Here is a 14,954-nt window from a genome sequence, read left to right as displayed (position 1 = left end):
CAAGGAGGATATATGTTCTCGACTAGTGTGGCCTATGCCATGGGTGCCGGCGCGGAAGCCGGAGCACAGGGTGGCAACCCGATCATGAGCTTTGTGCCCCTGATTCTGATGTTCGCGATTTTCTACTTCATGCTCATCCGGCCTCAGCAGAAAAAGGCAAAAGAGCATCGCGAAATGCTTGGTAACCTGAAAAAAGGTGACCGTGTGATCACCGGCGGCGGCCTGTATGGACGTATCGTCGAAGTGAGTGATGAATGGCTGTCCGTTGACCTCGGGCAGACTGTCGTCAAAGTCGGCCGCGGTTTCATTTCCGGTCTTGCCGATCCCAAAAACGGCAAAAAAGAAGAACCCGCCAAGGACAGCAAGAAATAACGACGCTCCGGCGTCTTTTTATGCAAGCATACAGAAAAGACCGCCTCCCGCGGTCTTTTCTGCCTGAATGCTTGCTTTTTTGTTGTAAAGAAGCCTGATGCCCCGCATCGGGCGACAAGGCACGCCTGCCTGCAGCAGCAGGTACACAACGGCGTGTTTTTCAGCCCACTGAATAGAGGAGTTGCAATGAAAGAGGGCCTGCGATGGAGAATCGCGCTCACACTCGTTGTGGCAGTGATGGGGCTGGCCTATACACTGCCTAGCATTCCCGCCTTCAAATCCTCCCCGTTGCAGAAAATCCTGCCCGACAACAAAGTCAGCCTCGGCCTTGACCTTATGGGCGGTATTCATCTGACACTGGGTGTAGATGTGGACAAAGCGCTGGAAAACGCATTGTCCCAGACGGGAAATGATCTGCGTGAGATCGCGCGTGACGAAGGAATTTTTCTTATGCGGCCCCGCGTGGTCGCAGGAGACCGGCTGGAATTCATTCTGCTGAAAAAAGAGCAGCGGGGTGAACTGGATAGCCTGCTGAAAAAACAGTTCGAAAGACTTACTGTTTCGCCCCCTCAGGTGCTGAACGACGGCAGGGTGAAATATTCTCTGGCCTTCAGCTCTGAGTACAAAAAGTATCTTTCTAATCTGGCACTTGATCAGGCCGTTAAAACCATCCGCAACCGTATTGACCAGTTCGGCGTGGCCGAACCCGACATACGCAAGCAGCAGGACAACCGCATTCAGGTGCAGCTGCCCGGCCTTAACGATCCGGAAAGGGCCATCCAGATCATCGGCAAAACCGCCCACCTTGAGTTCAAGATGGTGCGCGACGATGTGGATCCCGCCAATGTGGCCAGAGGCATTGTTCCGCCCGGAACTGAAATCCGCGAGATGCAGGAACGGGGCGCCTCGGGTGCCTCGATACCCGTTGTAGTCAACCGCGAAGCGGTAATGACCGGCGAAAATATTGTGGACGCCCGCGCCAGCTTCGACCAGTTCAACCAGCCCTACGTCATCATGACCTTCAACGACCGCGGGGCACGGATGTTTGAACTGGTGACCGGTGAAAACAAAGGTAAGCGGATGGCCATTGTGCTGGACGGCAAAGTGTACTCCGCGCCTGTTATTCAGGAAAAAATCAGAGGCGGGCGGGCCAGCATCACAGGCCGCTTCAGCGATGCCGAAGCACACGACCTTGCGCTTGTGCTGCGTGCCGGCGCATTGCCCGCACCGGTACATATTCTTGAAGAACGGTCTGTCGGCCCTTCGCTGGGCCAGCAGTCCATTGACCAGGGTGTCACCGCGGCTCTGGCCGGCGGTGTGCTGGTGGTCATATTCATGGTTGTCTACTACGGTTTCGCCGGTCTGGTTGCCAACGTGGCACTCAGTTTCACTCTGGTGCTCATCCTTGCTGGCCTTGCCGGATTCGGGGCAACCCTGACGCTGCCGGGCATTGCCGGCATCATCCTGACACTGGGGATGGCCGTAGACGCCAACGTACTGATCTTCGAACGAATCCGGGAAGAACTGCGTAAGGGGCTAACCCCCCGGGCAGCCATTCAGGAAGGGTACAGCAGGGCCACTCTGACCATTGTGGATGCCAACATCACCACCATCATAGCGGCTGTCATTCTGTATCAGTTCGGAACCGGCCCGATACGCGGTTTTGCCGTCACGCTGAGTCTCGGCATTCTGGCCTCCATGTTCACCGCTATCTTTGTATCGCGCGTGCTTATGGATATCTGGAGCCTGAAACGCCAGGGCCGAAAGCTCAGCATCTAAGGAGAGGAATTCATGGGATTGTCCATAATAAAGCCCGATATCAATATTGATTTTGTCGGTCTGCGCAAAATATCTCTGTGCCTTTCCGGAGTGGTTCTCCTTGTCGGGCTGCTTTCGCTTTTCATCAAAGGCGGCCCGAGCTACGGAATTGACTTTGCCGGCGGGGTGGTGGTGCAGGTGCAGTTTGACCGCTCCGTCGAGCCGGCCGCCATCAAGAGCAGTCTGGAAGACCTTAACCTTCCTGGACTGAGCGTGCAGCGTTTCGGAGACAGCGCAGACAATGAATACCTCGTGCGCGTTTCGCAGGCGGGAGAAAATCCCGAAGATCTGCGCAGTGACATTGCACAGGCTTTTACCGGAAAACTTCCGGGGGCCAGCTATGAAATCAAACGGCTGGAAATGGTAGGCCCGAAAGTAGGGGCCGATCTGCGCTCGAAAGCGGTTGAAGCTCTTTACTTCGCCGTGCTGCTCATTGCCATTTACATCTCAGGCCGTTTTGAACAACGCTGGTTCACCGCGGGTATCATGGCCGCGGCCCTTGCCACCGGCATGTATCTGCTGGGCCAGCTGGGTATAAGCAAAGCAGGTCTGGTGTTTGCCGCCTTGCTGCTTACGCTTGCGCTCTGCTGGAAGCTGAAGCTCAACTTCGCACTGGGGGCGCTTGTGGCGCTCATACACGACGTAACCATTACGGTGGGGCTTTTTTCCTTGCTGGACAAGGAGTTTGACCTGACCATCGTGGCAGCGCTGCTGACCATTATCGGGTACTCGCTGAACGACACCATCATTGTCTACGACCGTATCCGCGAATACCGGCTGTCGCACCAGAACGAATCGCTCGGTTCGGTAATCAACCTGGCCATCAACCAGACGTTGAGCCGGACCATCCTGACATCCGGCACCACGCTGCTTGTCATCATCACGCTGTACTTCCTCGGAGGCGGCGTTATCCACGACTTCGCGCTGGCCATGCTGATAGGTGTGGGCGTAGGTACCTATTCGTCCATCTTCGTCGCAAGCCCCATCCTGCTCATGCTCGGGGTGGATGTGCCTGCAGAAGAACCTGCTCAGGATACCCCCTGAGCCTTTCCGGTCATTCATTGACAAACAAGAGAGCGCCTGCGGGCGCTCTTTTTTTTGGGCATAACAAAATAAATGCATGAAGACGTTGCGTTTATTATACATGCACTGTTAGTATTGTTTGCAATATGGACTGCATGTCCCATGTTCCAATACCCATAAATACGGAGGATGTAATGAAAAAACTGATCGCAATCATGAGCCTGTGCCTTGTTCTCGGAACCGGAGCAGCCATTGCCACGGCAGCTGAAGACGGAGCCTCACTGTACAGAATGTGTGCAGGGTGCCACGGCGCCGACGGCAGCAAACTGGCCATGGGGGTCGGCGAACCAATCAAGGGGCAGAGCGCCGAACAGCTGTATAAAAACATGAAAGGCTACCTCGACGGTTCTTTCGGCGGATCTAAAAAAAGTGTCATGATCAATATCATGAAGCGCCTCAACGACGAGCAGATCAAGACTCTGGCCGACCACATCGCAAAGTTCTAAGCATCCGTCATCTTTCGGAGGGTCCCCATGAAGATGCCTGCCTTGCTGTCAATAGCAGCTGTTGTGGTCTTCTGCCTGCTTGCCATTACCGGCATACCCGCTGCAGCCGAAGAGCATACAGCTCATACCATGCAGAATCCGGAAGCCCGGCCGGCAGCAGTGCCACATGCCGAGACAGGGCACGGGCACGAAGATACCGGCCACGAAGCCCATACGGCAGCGGAGGGGATGCCTCAGAAAGAGGACGCCCATGTTCATCCATCCGCTTCTGCCGCCCCCCAGGCGGCAGAAGTGGATGAAAAGCTCGGGCAGTATGTGCCCGAAGGACTTAGCTTCACAGACTCACAGGGGCGCGTGGTCGATATTCGATCCGTTATGGACAAACCGACCATTGTCGCCCCTGTTTATTATTCCTGCCCCACGGTATGCAATATTCTGATGAGTTCCATAGCCAGCGTACTGCCCGGTGTCACCCTTACCCCCGGCAAAGATTATAAGGTGCTCAGCGTCAGTTTTGACGAACTGGATACCCCCGAGCTGGCAGCCCGCAAAAAAGCCAATTACATGCAGGCCCTTGATAACGCTTTTCCACCCGAAGCATGGCTGTTTCTCACCGGTGACAAACATAACATCGATGCATTTATGGACAGCATCGGTTTCCGCTTTCAAAGACAGGGCAGAGACTTCATCCACCCTGTAGTTCTTGTGGCGGTGTCGCCTGAGGGGAAAATAGTCCGCTACCTGTATGGCAGCGGTTTCCTGCCTTTTGACATCACCATGGCTGCAACGGAAGCGGCAGAAGGAAAAGTGGGACTGTCTGTAAAACGAGTGCTGGCATATTGTTTTACATACGACCCGGAAGGAAAACGCTATGTATTCGACTTTATGCGTATTGCAGGAATTGTGGTTCTTTCCGGCATAGCTTTGTTCCTCTTTCTTCTTTTGCGCGGCGGAAAAAAAAGAAACTGACTTAGCGGCACAACAATAAGCTAAACGTCCCAAGTGAGAGGTGGTTATGGCTACGGCTGACGCGGTTCAGACTTCCCGGGGCTTCTGGGGACCGTTGCAGGGCACAAAAAACAGCATCGGTTCATGGATTTTTTCAACAGACCACAAACGTATCGGCATACTGTATTTCTATGGTATAATCGGATTTTTCCTCGTGGGGCTGCTTCTTGGCTTTCTTGTACGCCTTGAGCTTATCGCCCCCGGAAAAACCATCATGGACGCGCAGACATACAATGCCATATTCACGCTGCATGGCGTGGTCATGATTTTTCTGGTGGTCATCCCCAGCATTCCGGCCGCATTCGGCAATATCTTTCTTCCCATTCAGATAGGGGCCGAGGATGTCTCCTTTCCCCGCCTGAACAATTTTTCATGGTGGCTTTATGTCACCGGTGCCGTGCTCGCGCTCAGCTCTCTCTTTACGGGTGACGGTCCGCCGGACACGGGCTGGACGTTTTACGTCCCCTTCAGCAACGTGACCACCACAAACGTCAACGTGGCTCTTGCAGCCGTATTTGTTCTGGGTTTTTCTTCCATACTCACCGGCCTCAATTTCATCACCACCATCCACAGATTACGGGCCGAGGGCATGACATGGACCCGGTTGCCTCTTTTTGTCTGGTCGCTGTATGCCACCGGCTGGATTCAGGTACTCGCCACTCCGGTGCTTGGTATTACCGTGCTGCTGGTTGTGGTTGAAAGGGTAATGGGGGTGGGGCTGTTTGACGCCACCAAAGGCGGCGACCCGCTGCTGTATCAGCACCTTTTCTGGATATATTCACACCCGGCCGTGTACATAATGATTCTGCCCGCCATGGGTGTAATTTCCGAAATAATTCCGGTATTTTCCCGCAAGAAAATCTTCGGCTACAAGATGATCGCTTTTTCCAGCCTTGCCATAGCCTTTGCGGGTTCACTGGTATGGGCGCATCATATGTTCACCAGTGGCATGAGCGATACCGCAGTGCTGGTTTTTTCGTTTCTCACATTTGTCGTCGCCATTCCTTCTGCCATCAAGGTGTTCAACTGGGTTTCCACCATGTTCAAGGGGTCCATCTATCTTGAACCGCCCATGTACTACGCCATGGCGTTCATCTTTCTCTTTTCCATAGGTGGGCTTACCGGACTGGTGCTGGGCGGGGCCGGAACTGATATCCATGTGCATGATACATATTTTGTTGTCGCGCACTTCCATTATGTCATTTTCGGCGGGCTCGGGTTTGGTCTGTTCGGAGCCATGCATTACTGGTTCCCCAAAATATACGGAAAGATGTATAACAAAAGAGTGGCCAACATCTCCTGTCTGGTTACTTTCATCGGTTTCAACGTTCTGTACTTTCCGCTTTTCGTCATCGGCCTGCAGGGCATGCCGCGCAGATATTACGACTATCTGCCGCAGTACACCACGGGGCATTTCATTTCCACAGTAGGATCCTGGATTCTGGCCGCAGGGCTTCTGCTCATGCTGTGGAATCTGTTCAAGGGAGCACGCAGCGGCCCCCGGGCCGGTGACAATCCTTGGAACGCCGTGACATTGGAATGGCAGGTTCCTTCTCCTCCCCCGCATCACAACTTTGTTGAAGAACCTGTGGTCACACACGGGCCGTACGACTTCAGGGAGGTGACTTCCGATGAGTAACGTCCATAACGACTATCTGGGCGCCAAAATAGGCATGTGGCTGTTCCTGTTTACAGAAGTCCTTCTCTTCGGCGGATTGTTCCTGCTGTATGCCATCTACCTGCATCAGCACCCTGCAGAGTTCCATAAGGCCAGCAAGGAACTGGACGTATTGCTGGGCACGGTAAACACCGTGGTGCTTATCACTAGCAGCTTTTTTGTGGCTCTTTCCATCAGCGCATTGCAGCAGGGCAAAGTTGTGCTTTGTAAACGTCTGCTCACCGCCACCGTAGGGTGTGCGCTTATCTTTCTGGTTATCAAGTACTTTGAGTGGAGTGCCAAAATTCATCACGGGATATACCCCGATTCAGACCAGCTTTTGCTGCGTCCCGCCGGCGAGATTGTCTATTTCGGCCTTTACTATGTGATGACGGGGCTGCATGGCATACACGTCATCATCGGCGGAGCCGTACTGCTTTATGCATTACGGTTGATCAACGCGGGCAGGGTAACCGCTGACAATTTCATCTTTCTCGAAAACAGCGGCCTGTACTGGCATCTTGTTGATCTGGTATGGATTTACCTTTTTCCGCTTTTTTACCTCATTGTGTAGGAGAGATCATGAGCGCCGAACACCACCATATTGTCAGTTTCAGGCAAAACACCATCATCTGGCTTGTCCTGCTCGTTTTCACTGCCATCACGGTTGCCGCGTCCCGCTTTGATTTCGGATTCCTGAACATCGTCGTTGCCCTTGGCATAGCCACCTGCAAAGCCGGTCTGGTGACGCTTTATTTCATGCACCTGCGGTATGAGGGCAATCTTATTCGCCTGATGGTTTTCATTGCCTTTGCAATTCTTGCCATCGCCATAGGATTCACATTTTTTGACGTAGCCTACAGGTGAGGTGCCTATGTTTCCGCAATCACTCAGCCCTGTGCAACAGGTTGATCTGGCTTTCTATGTCATCTTCGGCATTTCAATAGCAATTCTGGTATGCATAACCGCCTGTATGCTGTGGTTCGCATGGCGCTATCACCACACGCGCAACCCCAAACCGGCGCGCTTCGACGGCAACGTGACAGCAGAAGTGCTGTGGACCGTTATTCCATCCCTGCTTGTGATGGGCATGTTCTATTACGGCTGGATAGGCTTCAAGGCACTTCGCTCTGTTCCTGCCAATGCCATGGAAGTCAAAGTGACTGCACGCATGTGGTCATGGGTTTTTGAATACCCCAACGGCAAACGGGCAAACACCCTCTATGTGCCGGTCAACAAGGCAATACGGCTTGATATGACCTCAGCAGATGTTTTGCACAGCTTTTATGTACCTGCCTTCCGCATCAAGATGGACACAGTTCCGGGTATGGACACCTACGCTTGGTTCAAGGCGGAACGGACAGGAGAATATGACATCCTGTGTGCGGAATACTGCGGGTTAAAGCACGCCAACATGCTTTCTACGGTGGCCGTAATGCCGGAAAAAGACTTCGAAGACTGGCTGAATGCCACCGAACAGACCGATGACGAGGCCAAGGCGCTGGCACTGCTGGAAACTCACGGCTGCATTTCATGCCACTCGCTGGACGGCAGCCCCGGTCTGGGACCGACGCTTAAAGATATCTACGGTGCCGAGCGCCCGATTATTATGCCCGACGGTACAAAGACAACCATGGTGGCCGACGAACAGTACCTGCGCCGCGCACTGCTGCAGCCCAACGCCGAGGTGGTGGAAGGCTATGACCCCATGATGCCCTCGTATCAGGACAGTGTTCCCCCCGGCGAAATAGACTTGATGGTGGGCTGGATGCTTAACCGCAACCAGTCTGCGATAAGTGCAGGCCGCAAGCTGATGCAGGAAGAAGGCTGCATTTCCTGTCACTCTACGGACGGTTCCGAAATTATGGGCCCCAGTGTTAAAAACCTGTACGGCTATCAGCGTCTGGTCATAGAAGATGGTACAGAAAGGACTGTCACGGCAGACGAGAGCTATCTTATTGAAAGCATACTCAATCCTTCTGAAAAGCTGACCAAGGGATATGATCCCGTTATGCCGCCGTACGAGATGGACGAAGAGAGGCTGAACGCTCTTGTGGAATATATGAAGAGCCTGTCCGACAAAAACGGGAAGGCGCAATAGTGCTGCGGGCAGCATCCAGCCTGTTCAGGTTCCGCGTGGCGGGCATGGTGGCACTGTCCTGTGTCTTCGGCTATCTGCTGGCAGCAGGCGCAGCGGGGCCGGACATGGTCACGTCCGCAGCCGGCACCTTTCTGCTGACATGTGCCTGCTCGGTGTTCAACCAGATTCAGGAAAAAGATCTGGATGCCCGTATGCCCCGCACCCGCAACCGGCCTGTTGCCTCCGGCAGGCTGCCAACAACTGCGGCACGGGCTGTGGGCATGGCGGCACTGCTACCCGCACTGATACTGCTGCATGCGGCGGGCGGCGTCCGTCTGGTGTTGCTGTCCGCGACCGTGCTGGCATTATACAACGGCGTATACACCCCGATGAAAAAATATACGGCTTTTTCGCTGCTTGCCGGGGCAGTACCGGGTGCTCTGCCTCCTGTGTTCGGCTGGCTGGCGGCAGGTGGTAATCTTTATTCACCCGAGATAGCGTTGCTTTTCATCGTGTATTATCTGTGGCAGGTCCCGCACTTCTGGCTGCGGGCAGAACGCGACCGCCAGTCGTACCTTGCGGCCGGTCTTCCCTTACCTTCTGTCGAGCTGTCGCACAGGTATCATGCACTGCTGCGGCTGTGGTATGCGTCATACATGGTGGCGCTGCTTCTGTTGCCCGTATTCCCCTTCATAGCCGAAACAGCGGTGCGCATTGCCGTGTGCCTTGCCGGTATCACCGGTCTGGCAGCCTCGGGCTATCTGCTGGCGTCGCCTGTAAGGGGATTTCATGCCGTCAATGTCAGCATGCTTTTTGTCATGCTTCTGCTGGTCGCAGACCGGCTTGTCACTTCCGGTATTATTACCTGAAAGGAGGATTACATGCCGAGCATGTGGATTCATCCGGCACTCCAGCTGTTCGCCACCATTGCCGGCGGATATGTTTTTTATCTCGGCATCAGACGATTCATGATGCTGCACATGAAGAAAAAAGTACCCTTCAACTGGAAAGGGCACGTTTTATGGGGGAAAATTGCAATCGCCCTGTGGATTGCAGGAATGGGGCTCGGGCTCTTTTTTGCGTGGATGGGATGGGGAGTCATGCTGATAACCGGTTGGCACTACATTGCGGGGTTCATCATAATTCCTCTTGCCGCCGCGGGGTTCGCCACAGGGTATGTGCTCGACAAATACAAAAAAAAGCGGGCCGTGCTCCCGCTGGCCCACGGCATCAACAATCTGGTGCTCATGCTGCTCATACTGTTTCAGTTGTACACGGGCGTTCTCATCATCCGCGATTATCTGCTGTAACAGCAGCACAAAGCATATACGCAAATAAAAACGGGACCCGAAGGTCCCGTTTTTATTTGCGTATCAGTCTATCCGGTAATGGCAGCCAACGCTCTGTTTGTTGCGGCGTGCCGCCATGGTAACCACGTAACCCGCCTGACAGCCGTGGAAAAGATCCACAAGCGGCTTGGAGAGGGGAGTGCGCTTGTAAAAGTCACTCACATGACGCCACAGGTCGCGCATCTCGTCATGAGCACGCTGCAGCCGGCTGGATGTTCTGGTAATGCCCACGTAATTCCACATGGTATTGCGCAGGGTTGTCCAGTCCTGAGCAATCAGGGCCGGGTCATCATTTTTTTCATCGCCCAGCGGATTCCAGTCAGGAATGGAATCACGCAGCCTCTTATTCAGCGCTGCCCGGCGTCCCAGTCTGCCATGAATATTCAATGCCGCGTTGCGGCCCCACAGCAGGGCTTCAAGCAGGGAAGTGCTGGCAAGTCTGTTGGCGCCGTGTACCCCGGTGCAGTTGCATTCGCCCACACTGTAAAGGCGTTCCAGCGTAGTCCTGCCGTTCAGGTCGGCCAGCACCCCTCCGCAGAAATAATGTGCTGCGGGCACAACGGGAATGGGCTGTCTGCGGATATCAATACCAAGATTCAGGCATCGCTGGAAAATGGTAGGAAACCGCGTTTCAAGATTGTGCTCGACATAGTTGGCCGCATCCAGAAAAACACAGTCGCTGCCTGTGGAGAGCATTTCTTCCACAATGGCGCGGGCCACAATGTCACGCGGCGCAAGATCGGCCCGGGGATCATAGCGGTGCATGAAAGGTTCGCCGGACGCATTGACAAGCCGGGCTCCCTCACCGCGCATGGCCTCGGTAATCAAAAAACGGCGTTCAGTGCGGTGATACAGCGCTGTGGGATGAAACTGAACAAATTCTGCATTTTCAATTCGCGCACCAGCCCTGTATGCCATGGCCAGACCGGAACCGACACACACAGGAGAGTTGGTTGTGTGCAGGTAAATCTGTCCTATTCCTCCCGTGGCCAGCACGGTAAAATCTGCCAGAATGGTCTCCACACAACGTAACTGTTCGTTAAAAACATATGCTCCGGCGCACTGGTTCACCAGCTGGTATTTGAACTCCAGACTGGTACCGTGGTGATGACTGGTCAACAGGTCGATGGCCGTGCGGTTGGTGAGCACCCGTATATTGGGTGATGCCTGCACCTCGCGCATCAGCCCGTCCATAATGGCCCGGCCGGTGTAATCAGCACAATGCAGAATACGCTGAGCAGCGTGACCGCCCTCCATGGTCATGTCCCACTCGCAGTCGGCGCCGGTCTTGCTGTCGTCCTGCTGACGGGCAAAAGGAATGGACAGCCTGTCCACAAGAACGTCCTGAACGGCCTTAGGTCCTTCAACGCTCACATGGCGTACGGCTTTTGTCGAATTGTACCTGTGACCGGCCACCAGAATATCTTTTTCCAGCTGCTTGGGGTCACCGTCGTGCGCACGGAAAACAATGCCTCCCTGTGCCAGCGCAGTGTTGCCTTTATCAAGCGTATCACCGCTGGTTATCAGGGTGACCTCTATACCCATGTCGGCCAGAGTAAGAGCCGCAGTGCATCCGGCAATACCGGATCCGATGACCAGAACAGGAGTGACGGGACGGAAAGTGGACATAAAAGTGCCTCTTTTTATGCGCAGGCCTGCAGCATGCGCTCCAGGGCAACACGGGCGTTGTCCTGCATTTCTAGGGGAACCATAACCGGCGCACATGTGCCGTTTTCAACTGCGGTCAGCGTTGCCGCCAGCTTTTCTTCAGTGACGCTGTTCATGTGTGAACACGCACTTTCAAGCAGCGGCAGCACGGTCTTGCGGCCGGCATATTGCGCTGCCAGCCTTTCCACCAGATTGATTTCAGTACCCACAACTACAGTGGAACCTTCGGGCGCCTCTTCGGTGTATCTGATTATGAAAGACGTTGACCCTGCGGCATCGGCCTGTCTGACCACATCGGGGCTGCATTCGGGGTGCACCACGATGCGGCATCCGGGATGGGCTTCGCGCATTGTGGCGATCTGCCGCAGATTAAAGCGGGCATGAATGGCACAGCAGCCCGGCCACATCAACAGGTCAGCCCTGTCCGCCGCGTCAAAGTCGATGGCAGCCCCGTTTTGGCGGATATTAAGAATATGGCGTTTTTCAAAAGGAATCTGCAGAGCATCCGCTGTGTTTGCCGCCAGATTCTTGTCAGGAATAAAAAGCACCGCATCGCCCTGTGCAAACGCCCATTCAAGCATTGTACGGGCATTGGCCGACGTGCACACCGAACCGCCATGTCTGCCCACCACGGCTTTCACAGCCACCGATGAATTGACATAAGTAAGAGGTACAATGCGTCTGCCACGACCGGAAAGCGCGGTGAGTACCCGGTCGACCCTTTCTGCGGGAGCCATCTGCGACATGACACAGTTCGCATCCGGCTCGGGCAGATAAATTTTCTGACCGTGGCGGGCCAGCAGGGCAGACGATTCTCCCATGAAATACACCCCGCAGAAAACAATATGTTCCGCATCAACCTGAGATGTCTTGCGGGCCAGTTCCAGCGAGTCGCCCCGCAGCTCAGTGTGCCGGATTACGGTTTCGTGCTGGTAGTGGTGTCCCATAATGGTCAGGCGGCTGCCCATACGGGACCTGATCTCCTGAATGGTGTCATAGCTGTTTTGTGTATTCATTTGCTACTCGCTTATACGCATGCTGAAATCTGCGGAAGGGGCGGAATGAGTCAGCCTGCCCACGGAAATAAAATCAAGCCGTCGAGAGGAGGCCTGCGCCAGAACGCGGATGGTTTCCAGAGTCACTCCGCCGCTTGCTTCAGTCTCAATATGATCCGGAATAAGCGGCAAAGCGGCTGCAAGCCCGTCTGCATCCATGTTGTCCAGCATAATTCTGTCCACGTTACAGGCCACGGCTTCACGCACGTCATCCGGCGTGCGGCATTCCACCTCCACGGGGGGGCAGGGGGAATACGTGTCCCTGAGTCTCTGCACTGCGGCGGTGATGCTGCCGGCAAGATCAATATGGTTGTCTTTGAGCATCAGCATTTCTTGCAGGTTCCGCCGGTGGTTGAGCCCGCCGCCGATAACAACCGCGTACTTTTCCGGATATCTCAATCCGGGCAATGTCTTGCGGGTATCAAGAAGGCGGGTGCCCGTACCGGAAAGTGCGTCAACATAACGGGCAGTCAGATTGGCTATTCCGGAAAGATGGGTCATGAAATTCAGAATAATTCTTTCCGCCTTGAGCAGGCGGCGGGCGGAAGCCCGAAGCCGGACGACGGTGGTTCCCGCAGTGACATGCGCACCGTCAGCATACGGAGTGTCGACGGTGTAGTCGTCCCATCCCTGCGGCTGCGGGTCGCAGGCAATGACGCGGTCCATGATGTATGGTATGTATGCCAGCCCGCACACAAGGGAGTCTTCCTTTGCGATTATCTGCGCGGCAAGCTGGTGAGAAGGGGCGAAAACCGCGTTGCTGGTCAGGTCGGGACCATCTTCGGTGATCGCCAGATCAATGGCGGCAACAGTGTGCCGCAGTGCCTCGCCTGCGAAAAAAAAGTGGGTAGTGCTCGTTGTCATGGGATTGTTAAGGTACATGCTACATGATAGAGGCACAATGCCTTCGGAGACTGATCTTTGGGGTGTTACGACTCTGAGATTTTTTCGTCAAGCGGATCTCCGACATTCAAGCGGAACATAGCGCTGCCAATATACAGCTTTCATAGGATAAATTCATATGACTGATGAAAAAAGAGAACAAGTGCACGAGCAGCGCACAAAAACAGATTCCGTGCAGGACAGCATGGAACGGCGTGAAATAGCCCTGCATTTCTGCCGCGAAGAAAAAGCCGAAGCCGAATTCGCACACCCTGCGGACGTGGCAGAGCATATGGAAAATCTGTCGCTGGAAAAGCAGGTCTGCCTTATGCAGCACCTGTCCCCTGAAGACGCGGCGGAAGCTCTGGCGGAAATGGATGAATACGCACGTGCGGACATTCTGCGGAATCTGGACTGGGACGAAGCAGCCAGCATTCTGGCGGAAATGTCACCGGACGACGCCGCAGACGTGCTGGACGAACTGGACGAAGATCACCGCGACGCGCTGCTGCGCTATTTTGAAGCGGATGACGCAGAAGAACTGAGAACGCTCATGGCGTTTGACCCCGACACCGCCGGCGGGGTCATGAACACCGAAATCATCATCATTGATCACAATGTAACCGCCGATCAGGCCATCATGCAGATCAGGCGGGAGATCGAAGACAAGGAAATCCCGTACTACGCATATATCGTTGATGAGCAGGAGCGCCTTGTGGGCGTGCTTTCGCTGCGTAACCTGCTGCTCTGCCGCCCCCGGACGCTTCTCAAGGACGAGGTGAGCTCCCAGAGCCTCATTTCGGTTGTCTTTGATGCGGACAAAGAGGAGGTAGCGCACCAGCTTGCGCACTACAACTTCATGGCCATGCCCGTTGTGGACTATGAAGGCCGCCTGCTTGGCGTGGTAACCTATGACGACATCATCGACATCATTCACGATGAGGCCAGCGAAGACATGCTGGGCATGGTGGGTGCAGGGCAGGACGAAACCGTCGACACCCCCTGGATGGAGTCGGTTAAAAAAAGGTTGCCGTGGCTCATCATCAACATGGTCAACTCTGCGTTCAGCGCATGGGTTGTCAGCCTGTTCGAAGGTTCCATCGCCACCATGGCCATTCTGGCGGTGCTTATGCCCATTGTGGCCAATCAGGCCGGAAACACAGGCCAGCAGGCACTGGCAGTCATGATCCGCCAGCTGGCCACCGAACGCTTTGACCGGAAAAAGTCGTGGATCGCCGTGTGGCGCGAAGCAAAAATCGGCCTGCTGAGCGGACTTATTGTGGCATTTCTCGTGCTGGTGGCGGTCTTTCTGCTTACGCACAATCTGCTGCTGGCGCAGGTCATGGCCGTGGCACTGCTGCTCGACATGCTTCTCGGGGCACTGGCAGGGGCATCCATCCCGCTTATTCTCAAGGAACTGGGCAGAGACCCCGCGCAGGCATCCAGTATTTTTCTGACAGCCATTACCGACGGTGCAGGTTTCTTTATCTTTCTGGGTATGGCCACAACTCTGCTGCTTTAAAAACAAACAAAAAG

General features: G+C 54.6%; 15 protein-coding genes. 12 read left to right on the top strand and 3 right to left on the bottom strand.

Annotated features, from left to right (window positions below; translation table 11 throughout):
- Positions 1-12: 12 nt before the first annotated feature.
- From yajC to H586_RS0110100, 11 genes are all read left to right on the top strand, one after another.
- Positions 13-372: a preprotein translocase subunit YajC gene (yajC, locus tag H586_RS0110155; RefSeq protein WP_027181972.1), complete on the top strand. Its 360-nt coding sequence runs from the start codon at positions 13-15 to the stop codon at positions 370-372.
- A 186-nt stretch (positions 373-558) separates the two neighbouring features.
- Positions 559-2,151: a protein translocase subunit SecD gene (secD, locus tag H586_RS0110145; protein ID WP_011367743.1), complete on the top strand. Its 1,593-nt coding sequence runs from the start codon at positions 559-561 to the stop codon at positions 2,149-2,151.
- Positions 2,152-2,163: 12 nt separating this feature from the next.
- The gene (gene secF / locus H586_RS0110140) at positions 2,164-3,234 is read left to right on the top strand and encodes a protein translocase subunit SecF (protein ID WP_011367744.1); all 1,071 of its coding nucleotides are present in this window, start codon (positions 2,164-2,166) and stop codon (positions 3,232-3,234) included.
- Between the two features lie 173 nt (positions 3,235-3,407).
- A complete protein-coding gene (locus H586_RS0110135) occupies positions 3,408-3,719 on the top strand; it encodes a c-type cytochrome (RefSeq protein ID WP_011367745.1) in 312 nt (103 codons plus the stop codon).
- A gap of 27 nt (positions 3,720-3,746) precedes the next feature.
- The gene (locus H586_RS0110130; RefSeq protein ID WP_027181971.1) at positions 3,747-4,688 is read left to right on the top strand and encodes an SCO family protein; all 942 of its coding nucleotides are present in this window, start codon (positions 3,747-3,749) and stop codon (positions 4,686-4,688) included.
- A gap of 46 nt (positions 4,689-4,734) precedes the next feature.
- Positions 4,735-6,366: a cytochrome c oxidase subunit I gene (gene ctaD, locus H586_RS0110125; RefSeq protein ID WP_011367747.1), complete on the top strand. Its 1,632-nt coding sequence runs from the start codon at positions 4,735-4,737 to the stop codon at positions 6,364-6,366.
- Positions 6,359-6,958: a cytochrome c oxidase subunit 3 family protein gene (locus H586_RS0110120; protein WP_011367748.1), complete on the top strand. Its 600-nt coding sequence runs from the start codon at positions 6,359-6,361 to the stop codon at positions 6,956-6,958. The genes ctaD and H586_RS0110120 overlap by 8 nt, the downstream gene beginning before the upstream one ends.
- Positions 6,959-6,966: 8 nt before the next feature.
- The gene (locus H586_RS0110115; protein WP_011367749.1) at positions 6,967-7,251 is read left to right on the top strand and encodes a cytochrome C oxidase subunit IV family protein; all 285 of its coding nucleotides are present in this window, start codon (positions 6,967-6,969) and stop codon (positions 7,249-7,251) included.
- A 7-nt stretch (positions 7,252-7,258) separates the two neighbouring features.
- A complete protein-coding gene (gene coxB / locus H586_RS0110110; RefSeq protein ID WP_027181970.1) occupies positions 7,259-8,485 on the top strand; it encodes a cytochrome c oxidase subunit II in 1,227 nt (408 codons plus the stop codon).
- Positions 8,485-9,333 carry a protoheme IX farnesyltransferase gene (locus tag H586_RS0110105; protein ID WP_034619073.1) on the top strand — a complete coding sequence of 283 codons (849 nt, stop codon included), beginning with the start codon at positions 8,485-8,487 and terminating at the stop codon, positions 9,331-9,333. The genes coxB and H586_RS0110105 overlap by 1 nt, the downstream gene beginning before the upstream one ends.
- Positions 9,334-9,345: 12 nt before the next feature.
- The gene (locus H586_RS0110100) at positions 9,346-9,774 is read left to right on the top strand and encodes a DUF4079 family protein (protein ID WP_011367752.1); all 429 of its coding nucleotides are present in this window, start codon (positions 9,346-9,348) and stop codon (positions 9,772-9,774) included.
- Positions 9,775-9,837: 63 nt separating this feature from the next.
- On the opposite strand, the gene nadB is transcribed toward H586_RS0110100, so the two are convergent.
- The 3 genes from nadB to nadC are packed head-to-tail and all read right to left on the bottom strand — an operon-like array spanning position 9,838 to position 13,400.
- Positions 9,838-11,442, bottom strand: a complete 1,605-nt coding sequence (gene nadB / locus H586_RS0110095) for an L-aspartate oxidase (protein WP_027181968.1) — start codon at positions 11,440-11,442, stop codon at positions 9,838-9,840.
- A gap of 14 nt (positions 11,443-11,456) precedes the next feature.
- Entirely contained in the window at positions 11,457-12,497 is a 1,041-nt protein-coding gene (gene nadA / locus H586_RS0110090; protein WP_011367754.1) for a quinolinate synthase NadA, read from the bottom strand.
- A 3-nt stretch (positions 12,498-12,500) separates the two neighbouring features.
- On the bottom strand, positions 12,501-13,400 hold the full coding sequence (gene nadC / locus H586_RS0110085) for a carboxylating nicotinate-nucleotide diphosphorylase (RefSeq protein WP_027181967.1): 900 nt from the start codon (positions 13,398-13,400) through the stop codon (positions 12,501-12,503).
- A gap of 157 nt (positions 13,401-13,557) precedes the next feature.
- Here nadC and mgtE point away from each other — a divergent pair, with 157 nt between their 5' ends.
- A complete protein-coding gene (gene mgtE / locus H586_RS0110080) occupies positions 13,558-14,940 on the top strand; it encodes a magnesium transporter (protein ID WP_011367756.1) in 1,383 nt (460 codons plus the stop codon).
- Positions 14,941-14,954: the final 14 nt, after the last annotated feature.

Origin of the sequence: Oleidesulfovibrio alaskensis DSM 16109, assembly GCF_000482745.1 — a bacterium.
In the GTDB taxonomy this organism is placed as follows: Bacteria; Desulfobacterota; Desulfovibrionia; order Desulfovibrionales; family Desulfovibrionaceae; genus Oleidesulfovibrio; species Oleidesulfovibrio alaskensis.
Note: the sequence above shows the minus strand (reverse complement) of the source record. Positions and strands in the feature narration are given on the sequence as shown.

What these genes read in the sequence shown, in the direction of transcription:
- coxB (WP_027181970.1), top strand. Translation starts at nt 7,259, where the DNA reads ATGTTTCCGCAATCACTCAGCCCTGTGCAACAGGTTGATCTGGCTTTC.
- ctaD (WP_011367747.1), top strand. Translation starts at nt 4,735, where the DNA reads ATGGCTACGGCTGACGCGGTTCAGACTTCCCGGGGCTTCTGGGGACCG.
- nadB (WP_027181968.1), bottom strand. Translation starts at nt 11,442, where the DNA reads ATGTCCACTTTCCGTCCCGTCACTCCTGTTCTGGTCATCGGATCCGGT.
- yajC (WP_027181972.1), top strand. Translation starts at nt 13, where the DNA reads ATGTTCTCGACTAGTGTGGCCTATGCCATGGGTGCCGGCGCGGAAGCC.
- secF (WP_011367744.1), top strand. Translation starts at nt 2,164, where the DNA reads ATGGGATTGTCCATAATAAAGCCCGATATCAATATTGATTTTGTCGGT.
- H586_RS0110135 (WP_011367745.1), top strand. Translation starts at nt 3,408, where the DNA reads ATGAAAAAACTGATCGCAATCATGAGCCTGTGCCTTGTTCTCGGAACC.
- nadC (WP_027181967.1), bottom strand. Translation starts at nt 13,400, where the DNA reads ATGACAACGAGCACTACCCACTTTTTTTTCGCAGGCGAGGCACTGCGG.
- H586_RS0110130 (WP_027181971.1), top strand. Translation starts at nt 3,747, where the DNA reads ATGAAGATGCCTGCCTTGCTGTCAATAGCAGCTGTTGTGGTCTTCTGC.
- H586_RS0110120 (WP_011367748.1), top strand. Translation starts at nt 6,359, where the DNA reads ATGAGTAACGTCCATAACGACTATCTGGGCGCCAAAATAGGCATGTGG.
- nadA (WP_011367754.1), bottom strand. Translation starts at nt 12,497, where the DNA reads ATGAATACACAAAACAGCTATGACACCATTCAGGAGATCAGGTCCCGT.
- H586_RS0110115 (WP_011367749.1), top strand. Translation starts at nt 6,967, where the DNA reads ATGAGCGCCGAACACCACCATATTGTCAGTTTCAGGCAAAACACCATC.
- H586_RS0110100 (WP_011367752.1), top strand. Translation starts at nt 9,346, where the DNA reads ATGCCGAGCATGTGGATTCATCCGGCACTCCAGCTGTTCGCCACCATT.
- secD (WP_011367743.1), top strand. Translation starts at nt 559, where the DNA reads ATGAAAGAGGGCCTGCGATGGAGAATCGCGCTCACACTCGTTGTGGCA.
- mgtE (WP_011367756.1), top strand. Translation starts at nt 13,558, where the DNA reads ATGACTGATGAAAAAAGAGAACAAGTGCACGAGCAGCGCACAAAAACA.